Source organism: Paenibacillus sp. EB106-05-06-XG162 (genome assembly GCF_058791655.1).
Genome location: NZ_JBYTDT010000007.1, coordinates 78687 through 95109 on the forward strand (window position 1 = coordinate 78687; position 16423 = coordinate 95109).

General features: G+C 43.7%; 15 protein-coding genes and 1 pseudogene. 11 read left to right on the top strand and 5 right to left on the bottom strand.

Going from position 1 to position 16423, the window contains the following annotated elements; all coding sequences use genetic code 11:
• Position 1: 1 nt before the first annotated feature.
• On the bottom strand, positions 2-391 hold the full coding sequence (locus AC3WU2_RS16510) for a DUF6220 domain-containing protein (protein ID WP_492455981.1): 390 nt from the start codon (positions 389-391) through the stop codon (positions 2-4).
• A 19-nt stretch (positions 392-410) separates the two neighbouring features.
• Positions 411-887, bottom strand: coding sequence for a MarR family transcriptional regulator (locus AC3WU2_RS16515; RefSeq protein ID WP_492455983.1), 477 nt, complete (start codon positions 885-887; stop codon positions 411-413).
• A gap of 286 nt (positions 888-1173) precedes the next feature.
• On the opposite strand from AC3WU2_RS16515, the gene AC3WU2_RS16520 reads away from it, so the two are divergent.
• From AC3WU2_RS16520 to AC3WU2_RS16540, 5 genes and pseudogenes are all read left to right on the top strand, one after another.
• Positions 1174-2676: a leucine-rich repeat domain-containing protein gene (locus tag AC3WU2_RS16520; protein WP_492455985.1), complete on the top strand. Its 1503-nt coding sequence runs from the start codon at positions 1174-1176 to the stop codon at positions 2674-2676.
• Positions 2677-2861: 185 nt separating this feature from the next.
• Entirely contained in the window at positions 2862-3434 is a 573-nt protein-coding gene (locus tag AC3WU2_RS16525; protein ID WP_492455987.1) for a helix-turn-helix domain-containing protein, read from the top strand.
• A complete protein-coding gene (eutH, locus tag AC3WU2_RS16530; protein WP_492455989.1) occupies positions 3427-4548 on the top strand; it encodes an ethanolamine utilization protein EutH in 1122 nt (373 codons plus the stop codon). The genes AC3WU2_RS16525 and eutH overlap by 8 nt, the downstream gene beginning before the upstream one ends.
• Entirely contained in the window at positions 4532-6307 is a 1776-nt protein-coding gene (locus AC3WU2_RS16535) for an aminopeptidase P family protein (protein ID WP_492455991.1), read from the top strand. The genes eutH and AC3WU2_RS16535 overlap by 17 nt, the downstream gene beginning before the upstream one ends.
• 177 nt (positions 6308-6484) lie before the next feature.
• Positions 6485-6826 (top strand): annotated as a pseudogene (locus tag AC3WU2_RS16540) (hypothetical protein); the annotation flags it as partial.
• A gap of 50 nt (positions 6827-6876) precedes the next feature.
• Here the strand turns inward: AC3WU2_RS16540 and AC3WU2_RS16545 are convergent.
• The gene (locus AC3WU2_RS16545; protein WP_492455993.1) at positions 6877-7929 is read right to left on the bottom strand and encodes an MBL fold metallo-hydrolase; all 1053 of its coding nucleotides are present in this window, start codon (positions 7927-7929) and stop codon (positions 6877-6879) included.
• Positions 7926-9035, bottom strand: a complete 1110-nt coding sequence (locus tag AC3WU2_RS16550; protein ID WP_492455996.1) for a sensor domain-containing diguanylate cyclase — start codon at positions 9033-9035, stop codon at positions 7926-7928. Before AC3WU2_RS16550 ends, AC3WU2_RS16545 begins: the two co-directional genes overlap by 4 nt.
• A 195-nt stretch (positions 9036-9230) precedes the next feature.
• Here AC3WU2_RS16550 and AC3WU2_RS16555 point away from each other — a divergent pair, with 195 nt between their 5' ends.
• The 3 genes from AC3WU2_RS16555 (at position 9231) to AC3WU2_RS16565 (ending at position 12365) form a co-directional block, all read left to right on the top strand.
• A complete protein-coding gene (locus AC3WU2_RS16555; protein WP_492455998.1) occupies positions 9231-10130 on the top strand; it encodes a helix-turn-helix domain-containing protein in 900 nt (299 codons plus the stop codon).
• Positions 10131-10163: 33 nt separating this feature from the next.
• Positions 10164-11297 (top strand): phosphotransferase enzyme family protein, encoded by a 1134-nt coding sequence (locus tag AC3WU2_RS16560; protein ID WP_492456000.1) that lies wholly within the window; start codon positions 10164-10166, stop codon positions 11295-11297.
• Positions 11298-11531: 234 nt separating this feature from the next.
• Positions 11532-12365 carry a hypothetical protein gene (locus tag AC3WU2_RS16565; RefSeq protein WP_492456002.1) on the top strand — a complete coding sequence of 278 codons (834 nt, stop codon included), beginning with the start codon at positions 11532-11534 and terminating at the stop codon, positions 12363-12365.
• Positions 12366-12429: 64 nt separating this feature from the next.
• Here the strand turns inward: AC3WU2_RS16565 and AC3WU2_RS16570 are convergent, their stop codons facing one another.
• Positions 12430-13728 (bottom strand): purine-cytosine permease family protein, encoded by a 1299-nt coding sequence (locus tag AC3WU2_RS16570; protein ID WP_492456004.1) that lies wholly within the window; start codon positions 13726-13728, stop codon positions 12430-12432.
• 204 nt (positions 13729-13932) lie between these two features.
• Here AC3WU2_RS16570 and AC3WU2_RS16575 point away from each other — a divergent pair, with 204 nt between their 5' ends.
• From AC3WU2_RS16575 to AC3WU2_RS16585, 3 genes are all read left to right on the top strand, one after another.
• A complete protein-coding gene (locus tag AC3WU2_RS16575) occupies positions 13933-14268 on the top strand; it encodes a thioredoxin family protein (protein ID WP_492456006.1) in 336 nt (111 codons plus the stop codon).
• A gap of 101 nt (positions 14269-14369) precedes the next feature.
• The gene (locus AC3WU2_RS16580) at positions 14370-15677 is read left to right on the top strand and encodes an SPFH domain-containing protein (protein ID WP_492456008.1); all 1308 of its coding nucleotides are present in this window, start codon (positions 14370-14372) and stop codon (positions 15675-15677) included.
• An 11-nt stretch (positions 15678-15688) separates the two neighbouring features.
• Positions 15689-16420, top strand: a complete 732-nt coding sequence (locus tag AC3WU2_RS16585) for a hypothetical protein (RefSeq protein WP_492456010.1) — start codon at positions 15689-15691, stop codon at positions 16418-16420.
• Positions 16421-16423 lie beyond the last annotated feature (3 nt).

Below are 16423 nucleotides of genomic sequence, written 5' to 3' on the forward strand. Positions count from 1 at the left end.
GTCATCTACGTTTCAAAAATGGATATGAACTTCGCACCAATGCAAGAGCTCCCCAAAACAAGACAAGCGCCAAAACAGGATGAAGGGCGCCGGCGATTCCATGCGCCGTATAGTATTGAATGTTGAAAAGGAGGAACAAACCGAGACTCCCCCAGATCATCCTCCAGGAAAGCTTCCCGAAGATTCCAAGAAAAAATAGGATTACCGAAATGTATTCAAACATATGAACGAATGTTCGGTGCCATTTCCATGCTTCCGAGTTACCGAACAACGCCATCCCAGCCAGATATACTTGTGCGATGATACATATGAACAATGCCAAGGCAAGAAGGGAGAAAGCCATCCTGCATATCCTTAGCCGTGAAGGCTCTGTTTGATTGCCTTCCACCATTTAATTCAACCTCCTTTCATCAGATGTAATTGTCCAAACCCATTTTTTTAAGCTCTTCGGTGATTTGGCCGTAAATTTTCTGTAACATCTGAATCATTTGGTCTTTTTCCACTTCACTTAACGGACTGAAAAAACTGCTGTCTCTTTCTATTCTTGTTTCATGCATCATTTCGTGTTCCTTATATATCTCTCTGCCGATGTCTGTGAGCCTGAAGTAAATCTCCTTCTTATTCTCAGGCTTTTGGTAGCGTTCAATAGCCCCCATTTCGATCAATCGTTTTGTCACCTTGCTAATTGCACCTCTGGTGACTTGAAAGGATCTCGCCAATTTGGACACGTTGGGGTCCTGCATTTTCTCGATAAGATCGATGCAGTGAACTTCCATAAATGTGTTCTCACGCATGAACTTATACTTTTTCTCTTCCATCGTTTTGATCAAGTTATGTCTTTCCGAAACGCGATTGAAAATTCGGCTTAATTCTTCATTGATGATCATGACGCACCTCAATATTGTATACTTAGGAAACAATATCATATTAATTCGTTTTGTTTCCAATGTCAACAAAAAATGATCTTGAGAAGAATAGAGTGGGAACTTTATTAGGATGCGATATGATCGCACCTCCCCAACTTCACAACACCCAATATTTTACTATCTACTAAGCAAACTTCAGGTGTTATACTAATCTGTTGATAGCGTAACGGATATACATTATGCCTGTTCTTATCAAGAAGCTCGAGGTAATTTAAACATAATACAGTCATCAGAGGGAGTGATCGTCATGAAGAAACGTATTGCTGTACGTTTATTTATTTGTATTTTTGTCCTAAGTTTGGTCGTTCCAGGACAAGCTTCAATGGAAGCATTTAGCCAAGAATCGATTATTAAAGATGGAAATCTCGAAAAAGCGATTCGTTCATGGATAGTTAAAAAAGACGATGAACCACTTACCAAAGCGGATTTAGAATCTCTCACCGTTGTATCTTTATCAGGTAAAGGAATTAAAGATCTGCAGGGATTGGAGTATGCCGTCAATATCACGGATCTCGATTTAGACATTAATGAAATTACTGATCTTACACCGCTAAAGAAACTCTCAAAGATCCATACTCTCAGCCTCAAAGCCAATCAGATCTCATCGATTGAGGAATTGTCAGCTCTGAAGGCTTTGAAGTATCTAGAAGTAAGCTGGAATCAGATATCATCCTTGGATGTAGTGAAACAATTGCCTCACCTAATCGAGTTGGACGCCGACCATAATCAAATTTCGAATGTTCAAGCACTCTCTAGTGCCGCAGAATTAGCGTATTTGAAAATGAGCGACAACGCGATAGAAGACGTAGTTCCCCTCGGCAACATGAAGAAGCTGACATATCTTAATGTGTCTTACAATAAGATTAAGGATTTTTCGCCGCTACGGAAGCTATCCAAAAGTCTGACGTATCTGGGGATTAGCGGAAACCGGGTTACTGATCTTAAGCTGCTAGAAGGATTCAACAATCTCGAAGGTCTCTCTGCCAACAACAATAACATCGAGAGTCTTGCCCCTTTAGCGAAATTAACTAACTTGTCTACATTGGATCTATCCTCCAACGAGATTAAAGATTTAGACCCGTTAAAACAATTGAACAAGCTAGATATCCTCTACTTGGATAACAACCGAGTGTGGAATTTGGAACCGTTAAGAAATTTGAAATCCTTAAGAATTCTAAATTTGAACAATAACCGGGTATGGGATCTGGAGCCGATTCAAAATAATAGTTATGACTTTCATTGGGATACGGGGGCAGAACGCTACGGACTGCAGTTGAACGATAACTACTTGGACTTAAGCCAAGGAACCCAAACCTATAAAATATTTAACAAATTGAATGCGGATCGTTATGATATTATGTCTCAGCGTAAGACTCAACGCTTGATGATCGGCAGCAAGACAGCCTATGTGGGCGACAGTATCTACAATATAACAGCAGCGCCATTCATTCAGACAGGCCGTACCTACGTACCTATTCGTTTCATTTCCGAGAAACTTGGGGCAAAGGTGAATTGGAACCAGAGTACGAAAGAGGTAACGATTCAAAAGGACGGTAAAACGATTCGTTGGTCTGTGGGGAATAAGCAAGTTAAGATAAACCAGCAAACTATGATGTCCGACGCTCCTTTACTACTGAGAAATAACAGCGCCTTTGTTCCTGTACGCTTTGTGTCGGAGCAGCTTAATACTTCTGTTGAATATTTAGGTAGCAAAAAAATGGTCATCATATTCGAGAATAAGACCGCATAAAGAATTCAATCTAGGCGCATTGATCTAATAGATAGATCAAGCGTCTTTTTTTGTGTTAGATTGTTTAATTTTACGGACCTTTCTTGTTAAATGAATTTCATTTTCATGAAATTATTTCATAATATATTGAATGTCGCTCTTATATATATTACATTATTCATAAATATGAAATTTAGGGTGAAGTCATGAATATAGGGATGGAAATAAAGAAACTGAGGACTGTTAAAGGAATTACTTTGAAAGAGTTAAGTGAAAAAAGCGAACTATCTGTTGGGTTTCTGTCTCAATTAGAAAGGGGGCTTACGACCATAGCGGTTGATTCACTTGAAAAACTAGCTGATATTTTGGAAGTACATTTGACACACTTTTTTGATTATCCGCTTAAAAGGAAAGATATGGTACTCAGAAGTTATGAACAAGAAATAATGGATTCAGTAGAAGGTGGCTTTATTAAATATAGTTTAAGTACAGATTTGGAAAATAAACAACTTGTTCCGAGACTTATAGAAATTCTTCCTCAAATGAAAGATGAAGAAATATTATCCTATAAGCATGAGGGAGAAGAGTTCATTTATGTATTAGAGGGTATATTAACAGTCTACATAAATGGTACGAGGCATGAAGTGTATCCTGGTGACAGTGTTCATATGGACTCAAATATTGCACACAATTGGGCTAATTATACGAACAAAAAGGTCCAGCTTATCGCTGTTAATACGCCTAATTATATCTACAATAGTCGGTTTAACAATGGATAAATTTATATTTTATCTCATCGGTTCTTTTTTTGTAATCGGAGCTATTGATTATATTACCGGAAATCACTTGAAACTGGGTGGGAAATTTGAGGAAGGTATAAAGACCATGGGGGCTTTAGGGCTTGGCATGATAGGGATACTTTCTTTAGCCCCTATATTTACAAATTTCTTATCTGGTGCGATTATTCCAATCTGTAGAGTGCTTCATTTAGATCCTTCTATCGTTCCTGCAGCATTGTTAGCTGTAGATATGGGGGGCTATCAAATGGCTAATAAGCTAGCATTGACAACGGAAATGGGGGCATTCTCAGGAATTATCATCGCATCTACTTTAGGAGCCACAATTAGTTTTTCAATCCCCGTCGCGTTAGGGATGCTCTCTAAAGAGGATGAAAGATATTTTTCTAAGGGTGTGCTGGTTGGAATTATTACTATACCGATAGGATGTCTTGCAGCAGGCTTATGGCAAAAAATAAATTTCGGCATATTAGTATGGAATCTGGCACCTATATTTGTTTTTGCCATTATTTTAGGGGTCGGATTATTAAAAGCTCCTCATGTTTTTATAAAAGTTTTTAATGGTTTTGGAAAGCTTATCATGATTTTGAGTACTGTTGGATTGCTTTTACAAGGTATAGATTTGATATTTGGTGTAAGGCTTGTCTCAGGATTAGCACCCCTATCTGAATGTACAGTTATCGTAGGCAAAATCGCATTGGTCTTAGGTGGAGCATATCCTATGCTAGCATTTATCAATCGAATTTTTAAAAATAGTTTTGAAAAAATAGGGGAGAAATTTGGAATTAATTCCGTGTCAGTAGCAGGCATTCTAGGAAATTTGGCTAGTAATCTGTTGATATTTGGAACATATAAGGAAATGAATCCTAAAGGAAAAGTGGTATGTGCTGCCTTTGGAGTAAGTGGAGCATTTGTATTTGGTGGTCAACTTGGCTTTGTGTCAGGAGTAGCCCCTGAAATGTTAGGAGCGTTTATCATATCAAAGCTTTCAGCCGGAATCATTAGTATCGTACTAGCCGTATGGCTGTATGATCGTGAAAGTAAAGAATTTAGCCTTAAGAAAAATGGAGGTATTCGTAATGATTATCAGGGATAGGGTCGAAAAGTTAAGGCAGCTAATGAAAGAAAATCAAATGGATGCTTATATTATTCCTAGTTTTGATGCACATCAAAGTGAATATGTAGCAGAACATTGGAAATCTAGACAATGGATATCGGGATTTACAGGGTCTGCAGGTACTGTAGTTATTACATTAAAGGATGCGGGGTTATGGACAGACGGCAGATATTATATTCAAGCTGAACAGCAGCTTGAGGGATCAGGCATCAGATTATTTAGAATGATGGATCCTGGGGTACCCTCTTATACCAAATGGCTAGCAGATGTTCTTAATGAAGGAAGCATTGTGGGCTTTGATGGAAATGTTTTTTCAACGAATATGGTTAAAAATATGGAAAAAGATCTAGCAGCAAAGAGAATCGAATTAAAAATGAATCAAGATTTCATCGGTGATCTGTGGGAAGATCGACCGGAGATTCCTAAAGGATCAATTTTTACTCATGACGTAAAATATGCAGGCAAATCACGAGTAGAAAAATTAAATGAAGTAAGAGAAGAAATGAAAAATATAGGTGCCAATTATTATATTTTAACTTCCCTTGATGACATTGCATGGCTTTTGAATATAAGAGGAGCCGATGTGCCTAACAATCCAGTTGTAATAGCAAATGTAATCGTAGCAGAACATAAATGTTATTTATTTATTGATTCTTGCAAGGTTCCCACTTTGGTTAAAGCAGAACTGGAGGCTGAAGGAATCGAGTTAAAAGCGAATCATGAAATACACACATTCTTGGAGAATCTTCCAAGCGGAGATGCAATTATGTTAGATTCGAATAAAACAAATATCAGGTTACATCATGCCATAAACAGTAATACAAAGAAAATTGAAAGTCCTGACATCACGACTAATTTAAAAGCTATTAAAAATGAAGTTGAGATAAAAAATTTAAAATGGTGTGAAATAAAAGATGGTTTAGCCATGGTGAAATTTATAAAATGGCTAAAAAACGTTGTAGATAAAGAAGAAATTACAGAGATTACTGCAGAAGAAAGATTAGAAGATTTCAGAAGGGGGCAGGATGGATTTGTTGGACCTAGCTTTGATACGATAGCAGGTTATAAAGAACATGCTGCGATGATGCATTATAAAGCCAATAAAGAAACGCAATATACGCTTAAGCATGAAGGTCTATTCTTAATTGATTCAGGCGGACAGTATTACGATGGAACAACAGATATTACACGAACAATTGTGTTAGGAAAACTTACCGATGAACAAAAAAGAGATTATACTTTGGTGTTAAAAGGATTTATTGCATTAAGCTCAGTAAAATATTTATATGGAGCAACAGGCTCTAACTTAGATGTTTTAGCAAGACAGCCCATCTGGCAGTATGGATTGGACTATAAATGCGGGACAGGACATGGCGTAGGTTTTTTCTTGAATGTTCATGAAGGGCCACAAAGCATACGAAATAATAATCATGTTACATTAGAAAAAAGCATGATTATTACGAATGAACCGGGAATATACCTCGAAGGTAAATATGGAATTAGAATTGAAAATATGATGTTAGTCGTTGAAGACGAGAAAACAGCGTTTGGTCAATTTATGAAGTTTGAAGCCATCACGTATTGCCCTATTGATTTAGCCGGTATCCAGATGGATATGTTAACAGAGAGTGAAAAGCAATGGTTAAACAATTATCATCAAGAGGTATACACCAAGCTAGCTCCTTATTTAAATGAAGAAGAGAGAGTATGGCTAAGGGAAGAAACTAGGGAAATATAAATAGAATATTATCTTTTGATTAAGGATGGGCACCCATAGGGGTGCTCATTTTTTCACAGATAGACACGTTAAGTAGAACCGTATTATAAGTATGGCGAATTAGCTAAAAAGTGCTGTTACAATTAGCTTCGTCGGGGGAGAAATCCAAGAAACCGTGACTTAAACGTCAGGGATCAGTTGACACAATCCAAAGAGGTGTTCGCACGGGCCAAGCTGCTGCAGGGTAGGCCGGTATGCATCACTCTGCATAGCGGAAAGACCTACGTCGGCTACATTACCGACGTCAACAGCAGCGGCTTGACGCTGGCTAGCGCCGGAGCTCGGCCGCGCACCTCATCCGGGAATCAAGGCTCCCGGCCTTGTCAGCGCAGAGCCGGCTCCCATGCCTCGGGCAGACGTCCTGGTAGTCGGCGAAGCGGCGCACGCAAGTCTTACGTCCGTTCCCACTCCCGCAAGCCGGACGCCCAGGTATCGACCTTTCTGCCGATGATGGGCTCGCTGCTCGGGGGATTAGGCGGCTGAATCACCGTAACCGGAAGAGGAGTAGCCCTTTTGGACGGACCAAGGGGCTATCCTTGATTCACGAGTTCATTCCACCATGACAAAGCAGGAACAGTCATCTCCCCATTCAATGCAACGGTATCACCAATTTGAGGAGTTATGAGGTTCACATTTGCTTTCTTTGCTTCAATTATGGCTCGTTCAATCGGTTCCGTCCAACCATGATAAGCAAGGGTAAAGGCTCCCCAATGAATTAACATCATATTTTTCCCATTTACATCCTTATGAGCCTTCACAGCTTCTTCAGGAGTCATATGGACCCAAGACCAACGCCTGTCATACTGTCCACCTTCAATTAATGCTAGATCAAATGGGCCATACTTTTTCCCGATATCTATAAAATGCGTATCGTAGCCACCATCACCACTGGTAAAGAAACGGGTTTTCTTACCGAGAATGACCCATCCGCCCCATAAAGTCGTATCCCGATTAAAAAGCCCTCTTCCAGAGAAGTGTTTAGAAGGAGTCAATGCAACGGTTAAACCTTGGAACTCCGTTTCGTCCCACCAATTCAGTTCAGTAATTTTTTCTTTTGCAACGCCCCATCGGAGCAAGTGAGCACTTACACCATAAGGAACAAAAAAATGTCTGACCCTGTCCTTAAGCTTTCGTATAGAGGGATAATCTAAGTGGTCGTAGTGATCATGGGTAATAAAAACCGCATCGATTGGCGGTAATTCATCAACAATATACAGTATATCTTCGCTGTAGCGTTTGCTTCCTGCAAAAGAAACAGGTGAAGCCACAGGCCCAAGCATCGGGTCTACAAATAGCTTTTTATTATCGATACTGATTAAGAAAGAAGAGTGTCCAAACCAAGTTAAGCTATCTTCTTTACTTTTGATTTTGCTCCAATCCAATTTCGTAACAGGGAGTTTGACGGAAGGCTTGCGGTCTTGAGCCCTTGAAATCGAATCCTTTATTAGTGAGAAATAATCGGATGCACTCATGGCTAGACTGGTTGGCACCTGATTAACAAACTTCCCGTTTACATAGTTATCAAACCTGCTATATTGTTCTTTTTGGTCGTTACTTGGGTTGCCACCGAGTACTGGAATCATATTGCTTTCACATTTCCTTCCCCTAAGAGCTCGCCGTTAACCGCAATCCGGTTGGTGCCGTTGGACTTGGCGAGATACATCGATTGGTCCGCCGCGCGAATGAGATCGAGCTCCGTCTTGCCCTCTGCCCATAGCGTACAGCCGACGCTGGTAGACATCGGCAGCTGTAGCCCCTTAATCCGCATCGGCGACTCTAGCTGCTCGATCAAACGCTTGGCAACCTGCACCGTGCCGTCGTAGTCGTTCTGCAGCCATGCCGCCACCACGAACTCATCGCCGCCGACGCGCGCAATTAGATCAGATTCGTGAACTGCATTCTTGATGCGATTCGCGAATTCTACAAGCACGAGATCGCCGACTTCATGTCCGTAAGTATCGTTGCATTGCTTGAACTTATTCAAATCGAGGTAGAACATCCCGAATAAGCCTTCTTCTCGACTGGCCCGATTAATCCAGCCTTGGATTCGATCGCTAAAGCCTCTACGATTCAGCAATCCCGTCAGAATGTCGCGCTCTGTCAATTGAATGAGCTCGGTCTCTAGTTTTTCGCGTCTATCAATTTCGGCTCTTAATTGAACCAATAATTGCTCGTAATCGTTCAGAATCCGAATTTTGTCGTCGTAGTTGATTTGCTTGCCTAGCTCCGAGCCCAGGGCGAGTGATAACAATTGCAATGTCTCGATATTGCGACTGGTGAAAGCATCAGGGCGGTCGGAGATGACTTTCAGCACACCGACGGCGTTGCTAGATTCGAATAGAGGAACGCAGACCATGCTCCGTGCGCCGACTTTCATTGTCGCTTCTTTGTTGACGCGGTCGTCTTGCTGCGTATCTGGCGAATACAAGATCTCTTTCTCCGTTACACACAAACCCGACAAACTGCCGTTCTTATTTATTCGTATTCCGAGGTGAGGCTGCAAAGTGCCGCTGACGGCGGCATAAACCATTTCATCGCCTGCCAGCATCTCGATAGTAGAACCGTCGGCATCGGTTAATAAGCACATCCGATCGCAGATCGTCTGCATAAACTGCTTCAGATCAAAGTTAGATAACAGCATCTGCTGTTGGATTTCCATGATGACTTTAAGGTGAGGGTTCTCAAACATCGTCCCAATTCCTCCATGCTTCGCAAAGTAATCTGTCGGCCATTATTAGGTAATATGCTAGCATTTTTAGCTAGGTTTGTCAGCAGAGTACCTAGAGGGGAGAAGAACGACAATCATTTCCAACTTGTGGTATGATTTCACTAGCAGCAAATATGTTTCATGAAGAATGATCAGGAACAAAAACATACTAGGAGAGTGACTAAGGCTATACAACCATATCAACTTCTATCTGAACTCCTATCCCGAATAGAAGAGAATGTTTCTGGTACGAGCGAGACAGAATATCTGAATGATCTCCCGGTCTCTACGGTTCATTTGCGTCGGCTTTTCAAGTTCGCTTTCGGCGTGCCGCTACAAAGCTATATTCGCTCTCGAAAACTGGCCGTCAGCTTAGAGAATTTGATGCAAACGAAGAAGCGGGTCCTCGACATTGCCATTGAATGCGGTTATGAACATGAACAAACCTACATACGCGCGTTTAAACGTGAATATGGGATAACGCCAGGCGAATGCAGGGAATCCGGCAAAAACATTCACGTAACGCCTCCTCTGTATCTTTTCCCCAAGAACGATGTTTGCGGAAATATGGTATACGGGCCGGAGCTGGTCATGATATCATCCTTTCATGTCATCGGGCGAAGGTATCAAATTGAGATCGCTGAAGCGCCGACCCAAGCGCCCGAAGCTGCCAAACAGTTCTGGTGGGACAAGCGGCATCATGTGCCTAAGCCGGTGGAACCCAATATCTATTACGGTCTAACGAGGACACCTGATCCATCGCTTAGTTGGACGTATTATCTGCCGTCTATGCGTGTAACGGATCTGAACGATATTCCTGACGGCTTCACAGGCGACACCGTCCCAGCTACCATGTGCGTCGGCTTTCGGTATATTGGGAACCATCATTACGAGGAGATTAGCGAACTACGCGCAGAGGCGCTGTATACTGCCATCGATAAGCTTGCCAAGGAGCACAACGGGAGATACGAGCTTCTGGATAGCGAATTCTTCTTCGAAAAAATTGATACGGATGCATATGATGGGGAGTATTGCCAAATGGAATGGTTTGCGCCCATCAGAGTGAAGATCACTTAAAATGATCAAAAAAGTCCATTGAGCTTGCCGCGATTGAGGTATGCTCTTTTTGTATTCATAAATAGATGTTTGTTACGAAGAGGAGAGATAGTTATAAATTATAACGAAGTTGTTGCAATCGGAGATACCTATTTACTTACAGTCGTATCAGAGATGTTCGGATTAGAAGGTTATGAATTCCAGCTGATTCCGGCACATGATGGAGGGCGGAATGTCGTATATACCTGTGAAAAAGAGGGCGAAGGCGCTAAAATACTCAGAATCGCTTTCTTACCAGACAGGAGCCGAGAAGATTTCCTAGGCGAAGTGGAATTTGTTCGGTATCTATTTGAGCACGGAGGTAGTGTCTCAAATGTCATCAGTTCCCGGAATGGGAATCTGCTGGAGGAGATCACCCACAATAACCACACCTTTTTTGTCTGCCTGTTCGAAAAGGCTAAGGGAAAATTGCTTGTAGAAAATAATTATCGGTACCGAGAAGGGGCTCCAATGACCGAATATTATTATAACTGCGGCAAGGCCTTGGGGAGACTGCACCACATATCGAAAGGATATACGCCTGTCCATCGCCGGTATAGCTTTTTTGACAAATACAATGCCGAATATATCGATAAACTGATACCGGGTTCCTTATCTCTGCTTAAGGAGAAGATGGTAGAGCTCCTTGATACCTTACAAGGATTGGATAGGGACCAGGAGACTTTTGGTATGATCCATTTTGATTACAACGATGGGAATTATTCTATAGATTTTGATACCGGGCAAATAACGGTATATGATTTCGATAATTCTTGTTACTGTTGGTATATGTTTGACTTGGCCAGTCTCTGGTCAAGCGGAATGGGCTGGATACAATTTGAACCCGATGCCGGCACGCGCCAAAAGTTTATGGATGATTATTTTACAACAGCCCTCGAGGGATACAGATCTGAGACCAGGGTCGAAGATTCAATGCTCGAAAAATTGCCCTTATTTATCCAAGTAAACCTCATGGAGAATATTATAGATGCATTCGAGGTCATGTGGAACAATGGCGAAGAGCCGGAGTGTGATGAGAGAGTGTCGTATCTCATAAAATGCATGGAAGAAGATATATCATATAGAGGATTTTTCGATAAAATTTATTCGTGTGATGAACCCTTTGCGTATGAAGAACGAAAGATTTAGTCTTTTTGTTGCGGCTTGGGCTTGATCCTTCCGCCCTATAACCCAGATCTGAATTTTAAAGCCCATGTGAGTTTTGCCTCGCAAGGGCCTTTTTCATGAGATTGTATGCAATTATGAATCGTGCGGAATCTCCGGATTGAAGAGTTAGGATGCCTGGGCACTGATTCCAGTGTTTTTTATGTGATACTATAAGTTAAAAGGCTAGAAGTTGGCAATTCGGAACGGAGGGAAAGCTTGCTTAAGTGGAATAGCAATGTATGGGGAAAGCTGACAGGACCGTATTGTTCTGCAGACAACGTACCAGTGTTATTGCAGCAGCTAGTGCAGGAATATAGCCAGGAAGTTTTTGACGAACTCTTTCAGGAGTATTTGTTCCATCAAAATACGATCTATACGGCCACTTATGCGGCGATGCCGTTTTTGGCACAGCTAGCATGCTCCACATCGGATGCGGAAGTGCGCAAAGAACTGTTCATCAATTGCGGTATCATCGAGGCAAGCCGTGATGGGCGAGATGAGGCGCCATTCCCAGCATCTTGGGCTGAATTAGCTGAGGATGTAGGCAACTCCGTTTGTACGGAATTGTATCGTGAATATGTAGAGGCAATTGGCAAGCTCAGGGCGCTTACCCAGGAAGTATTCGCCTATACAGCCCAACATCCCATAGATGAGATAGAGAAGCGTTACATTCTTGTTGCGGATGCTGCTTATCGGGGCTCATATATCCCTGCCAATATGTTGATGACGTTTAGCATCGGTGATGAGTATGTGGTCATGTGTCCGGCTTGCGAGGAAGATGTGTTCTTATGGCCTAACGAAGATCATGCAGGAATTCTTCATGCCTATGAACATGATCCCGTTTTTCACACTGGCCAGGAACCACATCCAATCGTTCCGGCAGCGTCATTTGCAGATGAAGAAGTACGCGCACTAGCGGAGCGGGCGGCAGCGATCGGAGAGCACACATTGGCGGGGCATCTGCATTATTTAGCGGGAGAAACATTATGCCCATCCTGCCGTGAGAAAATTTCCGTATGGCCGGCTTTGCTTCGCAATTTTACAATGTAGATAAAAGCCGATTTTTCACCTTTTATAAAGGAGGAAGAATCGGCTTTTTCGAACTATACAATCGTTAAATGGTATTCTTGACTGTCCGAGAGTTTCCTTTGACCATCATGCTGCCAATAGCATAGAAAATAGCAGAAGTAACAAGGCCAACGACAGCCACGGATAGCTCCGGTGCGTAGAAGTTTACAACTAATGAGATTGCTGCAGACAAGATCCACACGATAAATGCCATTGGTCTCCAGGATACTAAATCAGCAGACTCATTTTTGCGAAAAACCAAACGGTCCATAATCATAATGGAACCAATTGGTGGAATAATGACCCCAAGAAGGACAAGCCAGTCGAAAAAGTGATTATAGATACCGGATATCGCAGCGATAAGACCAACGACACCAATAATAAGCGTGATTGTTCTCATTTTTTTACCGGTCATATGTGACCAGCCCACAGCGCCATTATACAAGCAGTGTGTACCTACAGAACCTAAATTGATAAATACGAACAGAATGGATAAGATCGTGAGAAGTGGACCGTGTCCCGCTAGTACAGACATAAAGTCGCCGCCAGTAGAAGTCGCATTAGGAATAACCCCCGTTGCTACAACAATTCCCCCAACAAGTTCCGCAATGAAGTTCCCGATTGGGAAAGCGAAAATGACGGATAAAGCACCTTCGCGGCCGTTTTTTGCCCAACGTGTGAAATCGGCTGTCATGGTGCCAGAATCGGCAAATCCAGCGAATACTAAGGTAACAGCAGCTCCAAAAGACATAGCGCCGGTTACTTGCGGTTGGTAATTCAAAATGTCAGATTGACCGCTTTTTACAGCCATAGCAATGACAATGATTGCAATAATAATGTAGAAGGGTGCAGCAATCCAGCCAAGGACGGACAACGCTTTAATACCAACATAAGTAATAGCGACATAGAGGATTCCGCCGACAATCGTCATTAATAAAAGGCTGGCGCCAAATGATCCATGCATGGTGGAACCGGTAAGGCCTACTTGTAGGGCGAACCACCCGATAACGACCGTAGACAGTAAACCGGAAATGATATAATATCCGGAACGTCCAAAGGTTTTTTGCGCTGTCAGTGAAAAGTTCATTCCAGAACGACCGGCATCATAGCTTAGCAGACCAACCATGACGAACAGAAGCAGGTTGCCAAGGAGCATGGCTAATGCACCGGCTTTAAATCCAAGCTGTGCCGTAATCAGTCCGCCAATGACAGCACTGGTTAGAACCATTGGAAAACCAAACCAGACCGCTGCGACAGAGGATAATTTTTTTCGATACGCTTGAGGAACAGGTGCGTGTTCAAATTCCGGATCTAGTAGTTTTTTATCAACATTTTCGGTTGACATACTTTTTCCCTCATTTCGTATGGTTTTATGATCACTTTAACTCACTTCATAAAAGCGCTTACTTTCAGTGCTTATTGTAGGTGAGGATGGGTCTCGCGTCATTGTATAATGAGACCAAAAATTGATGGCTTCTATTGGGCATAATGTACAATCATAGGTACTCTATTTTTAATTATGGTAAATATATGAATAACGGAGGTACATATGAGAGAATTCGAACAATTAACAAGCATTGCGTCAGCGAATGAATTTATCCAGCGCCATAAACTATCGTTTCTCTTTATTTTCGGCACCGATTGTAGTGTCTGTCATGCATTACAGCCGCAGGTCCAGAGATTAATGATGAATTACCCCGAAATCGCACTGGGGGCGATCAATGCACAAGAAGTAAAAGAAGTCGCCGGGAAGTTCTCTATTTTCACTATTCCTGTTCTATTGCTTCATGTGGAGGGAAAAGAATATATACGAGAAGCGCGAATCGTGCATCTGGATCTGTTCGACGAAAAAATCCGCAAGATCTATGATTTCGTGACGGGATAAGGAGGAATAATTTTCTTGTACGTAGAATAGAGAATGGGGTCGAATTATGTAAATAGACATGGGATAACAAGGTCTTTAGTCGCAGAAGGAGGCAGGCAATTATGGCTGTAGTCGAAGTCGTCAAGTTCGATGGACCGCCGGACTTGTTCGTCTGGAAATATCCAAATCAGGAATTGGGCACTTGGACTCAATTGATCGTCAACGAGACGCAGGAAGTGGTGCTGTTCAAGGGGGGAAAGGCACTCGATCTGTTCGGGCCTGGCCGGCATACGCTCCAAACGGCGAACATTCCATTCGTTCAGTCGCTCGTCAATTTGCCGTTCGGCGGCCGTTCGCCGTTCACGGCGGAAGTATGGTACGTCAATAAAATCAATTCCTTGGACGTGAAGTGGGGAACGGCTTCGCCGCTTCAATTGCAGGATCCGAAATACCAGGTTATTCTTTCCGTCCGATCGTACGGGCAATTCGGCGTGCAGATCGAGGATTCACGCAAGTTTCTGATCAAGCTGATCGGCACGCTGCCGGCGTTCGATAAGGATGCGCTGGTGAAATATTTCCGCAGTCTTCTGATCATGAACATTAACGAGCTGATAACGACCTATTTGTCTTTAAAGAAAATCAGCATTTTGGAAATCAACGCTTACATTGCGGAGATCGCCAAACATATCGAGGAAAGAATCGGGCCGGTCTTTCAGGAGTACGGCATCAAGCTACTCAACTTCTACATCGATTCGATCAATACGCCTGACAATGATCCAGCGACGATCCGGCTTAAGGAAGCGTTGGCCAAAAAAGCCGAGATGGACATTATCGGCTATACGTACCAGCAGCAAAGGACGTTCGATACGCTCGAGGGAGCGGCAAGGAACGAAGGCGCAGGCAGCTCTGGCGTAATGAACGCGGGAATTGGACTCGGCATGGGCTTCAATGTCGGCGGTGCGGTCGGCGGCCAAATGGCTGGTCTGACTCAGCAGATGAACGTAACGGCCGGGAAACCGTGCCCGCAGTGCCACGCGGTCAATCGAGAAGACTCTCGTTTCTGCAACGGTTGTGGCTATTCGTTCGTTTCGGCGGCGCCTGCTCCGGTCGCGGGTCCAAAAGAGACGATGTGCAGCGTATGCAGCAACTCTTTTCCCGCGACCGCGAAATTTTGCCCGCATTGCGGCGATGAGAACCGTCCGTGTCCGAACTGCGGATCGGACAACCCCGCCGAAGCGGAAGATTGCGTGAAATGCGGACATACCATCGGCATCAAGCCGTGTCTGAGCTGCGGGGACCCACTAATCCCCGGCGCGAAGTTCTGTCCCAACTGCGGAGCGGGCGCGGTGTTGAAATGCGGCCAATGTCAGCATGAAGTGAAGCCAGGTCAAAAATTTTGTTTGGAATGCGGCAACAAGCTCATTCCATAAGGAGGTTTGGCATGAACAACTTCCGATTATACGCGGGGGTATGGACCTTTATTTACGTATGCGCGCTTGTGCTGACAGTCGCGCTCCTATTCTGGATAGGGCTGCCGTTCTCGCGTCCCGGCCATCTTGGGATCTCCTTCGGGGCGTTGACGCTGGCCGAGACGGCGGTATACGGAACGGCTCTTTTCGGGATTTTCTTGAAAAAACGAAATGGGAGCTTGACGATCGGCTATTCGGCGTTCGTAACGGTCTCGACGCTTTACTTGATTGCGTCGGTGGTCATCGTCATCCTGTTCTCGCTGGTACTCGATGTGCCGATTCTGTCTTACGCCCTTATTCATTTGATCGCACTTGCCGCCGCCGGAATCGCCACGGGCCTGGCAGCGTTCGCCTTCCGCAAGTCGGAACAGGACGATAACGTCACCGCCCAGACGCAGCTTGTGCAAGACATGCAGCATGCGCTGCGCGATGCCGCGCGTCAATTGCGGGACGAGGAAGAAGGAGAATTGCTGCGTGAGCTAGAGCGGCTAGAAGAAAAAGTCCGGTTCAGCGACCCGGTATCCCATAAAGCGATGCTGGATGCCGACCGCCGGCTGGTTGCCGAGGCGGAGCGGCTGGCGACCGACTTTCGCCGCTATGCGGAACAGTCCGAGCGGGCGGAGGCTGACTTGTTCGGCCGTCGAATCCGCGATCTTTCGGATTTGCTGACGGATCGCAACGAGAAGCTGATTCAACGAAAATAACGA

Bases quoted from the DNA above. Each gene is read 5' to 3' on its own strand.
- AC3WU2_RS16510 (WP_492455981.1), bottom strand. From the start codon at position 391: ATGGTGGAAGGCAATCAAACAGAGCCTTCACGGCTAAGGATATGCAGG.
- AC3WU2_RS16515 (WP_492455983.1), bottom strand. From the start codon at position 887: ATGATCATCAATGAAGAATTAAGCCGAATTTTCAATCGCGTTTCGGAA.
- AC3WU2_RS16520 (WP_492455985.1), top strand. From the start codon at position 1,174: ATGAAGAAACGTATTGCTGTACGTTTATTTATTTGTATTTTTGTCCTA.
- AC3WU2_RS16525 (WP_492455987.1), top strand. From the start codon at position 2,862: ATGAATATAGGGATGGAAATAAAGAAACTGAGGACTGTTAAAGGAATT.
- eutH (WP_492455989.1), top strand. From the start codon at position 3,427: ATGGATAAATTTATATTTTATCTCATCGGTTCTTTTTTTGTAATCGGA.
- AC3WU2_RS16535 (WP_492455991.1), top strand. From the start codon at position 4,532: ATGATTATCAGGGATAGGGTCGAAAAGTTAAGGCAGCTAATGAAAGAA.
- AC3WU2_RS16545 (WP_492455993.1), bottom strand. From the start codon at position 7,929: ATGATTCCAGTACTCGGTGGCAACCCAAGTAACGACCAAAAAGAACAA.
- AC3WU2_RS16550 (WP_492455996.1), bottom strand. From the start codon at position 9,035: ATGTTTGAGAACCCTCACCTTAAAGTCATCATGGAAATCCAACAGCAG.
- AC3WU2_RS16570 (WP_492456004.1), bottom strand. From the start codon at position 13,728: ATGTCAACCGAAAATGTTGATAAAAAACTACTAGATCCGGAATTTGAA.
- AC3WU2_RS16575 (WP_492456006.1), top strand. From the start codon at position 13,933: ATGAGAGAATTCGAACAATTAACAAGCATTGCGTCAGCGAATGAATTT.
- AC3WU2_RS16580 (WP_492456008.1), top strand. From the start codon at position 14,370: ATGGCTGTAGTCGAAGTCGTCAAGTTCGATGGACCGCCGGACTTGTTC.
- AC3WU2_RS16585 (WP_492456010.1), top strand. From the start codon at position 15,689: ATGAACAACTTCCGATTATACGCGGGGGTATGGACCTTTATTTACGTA.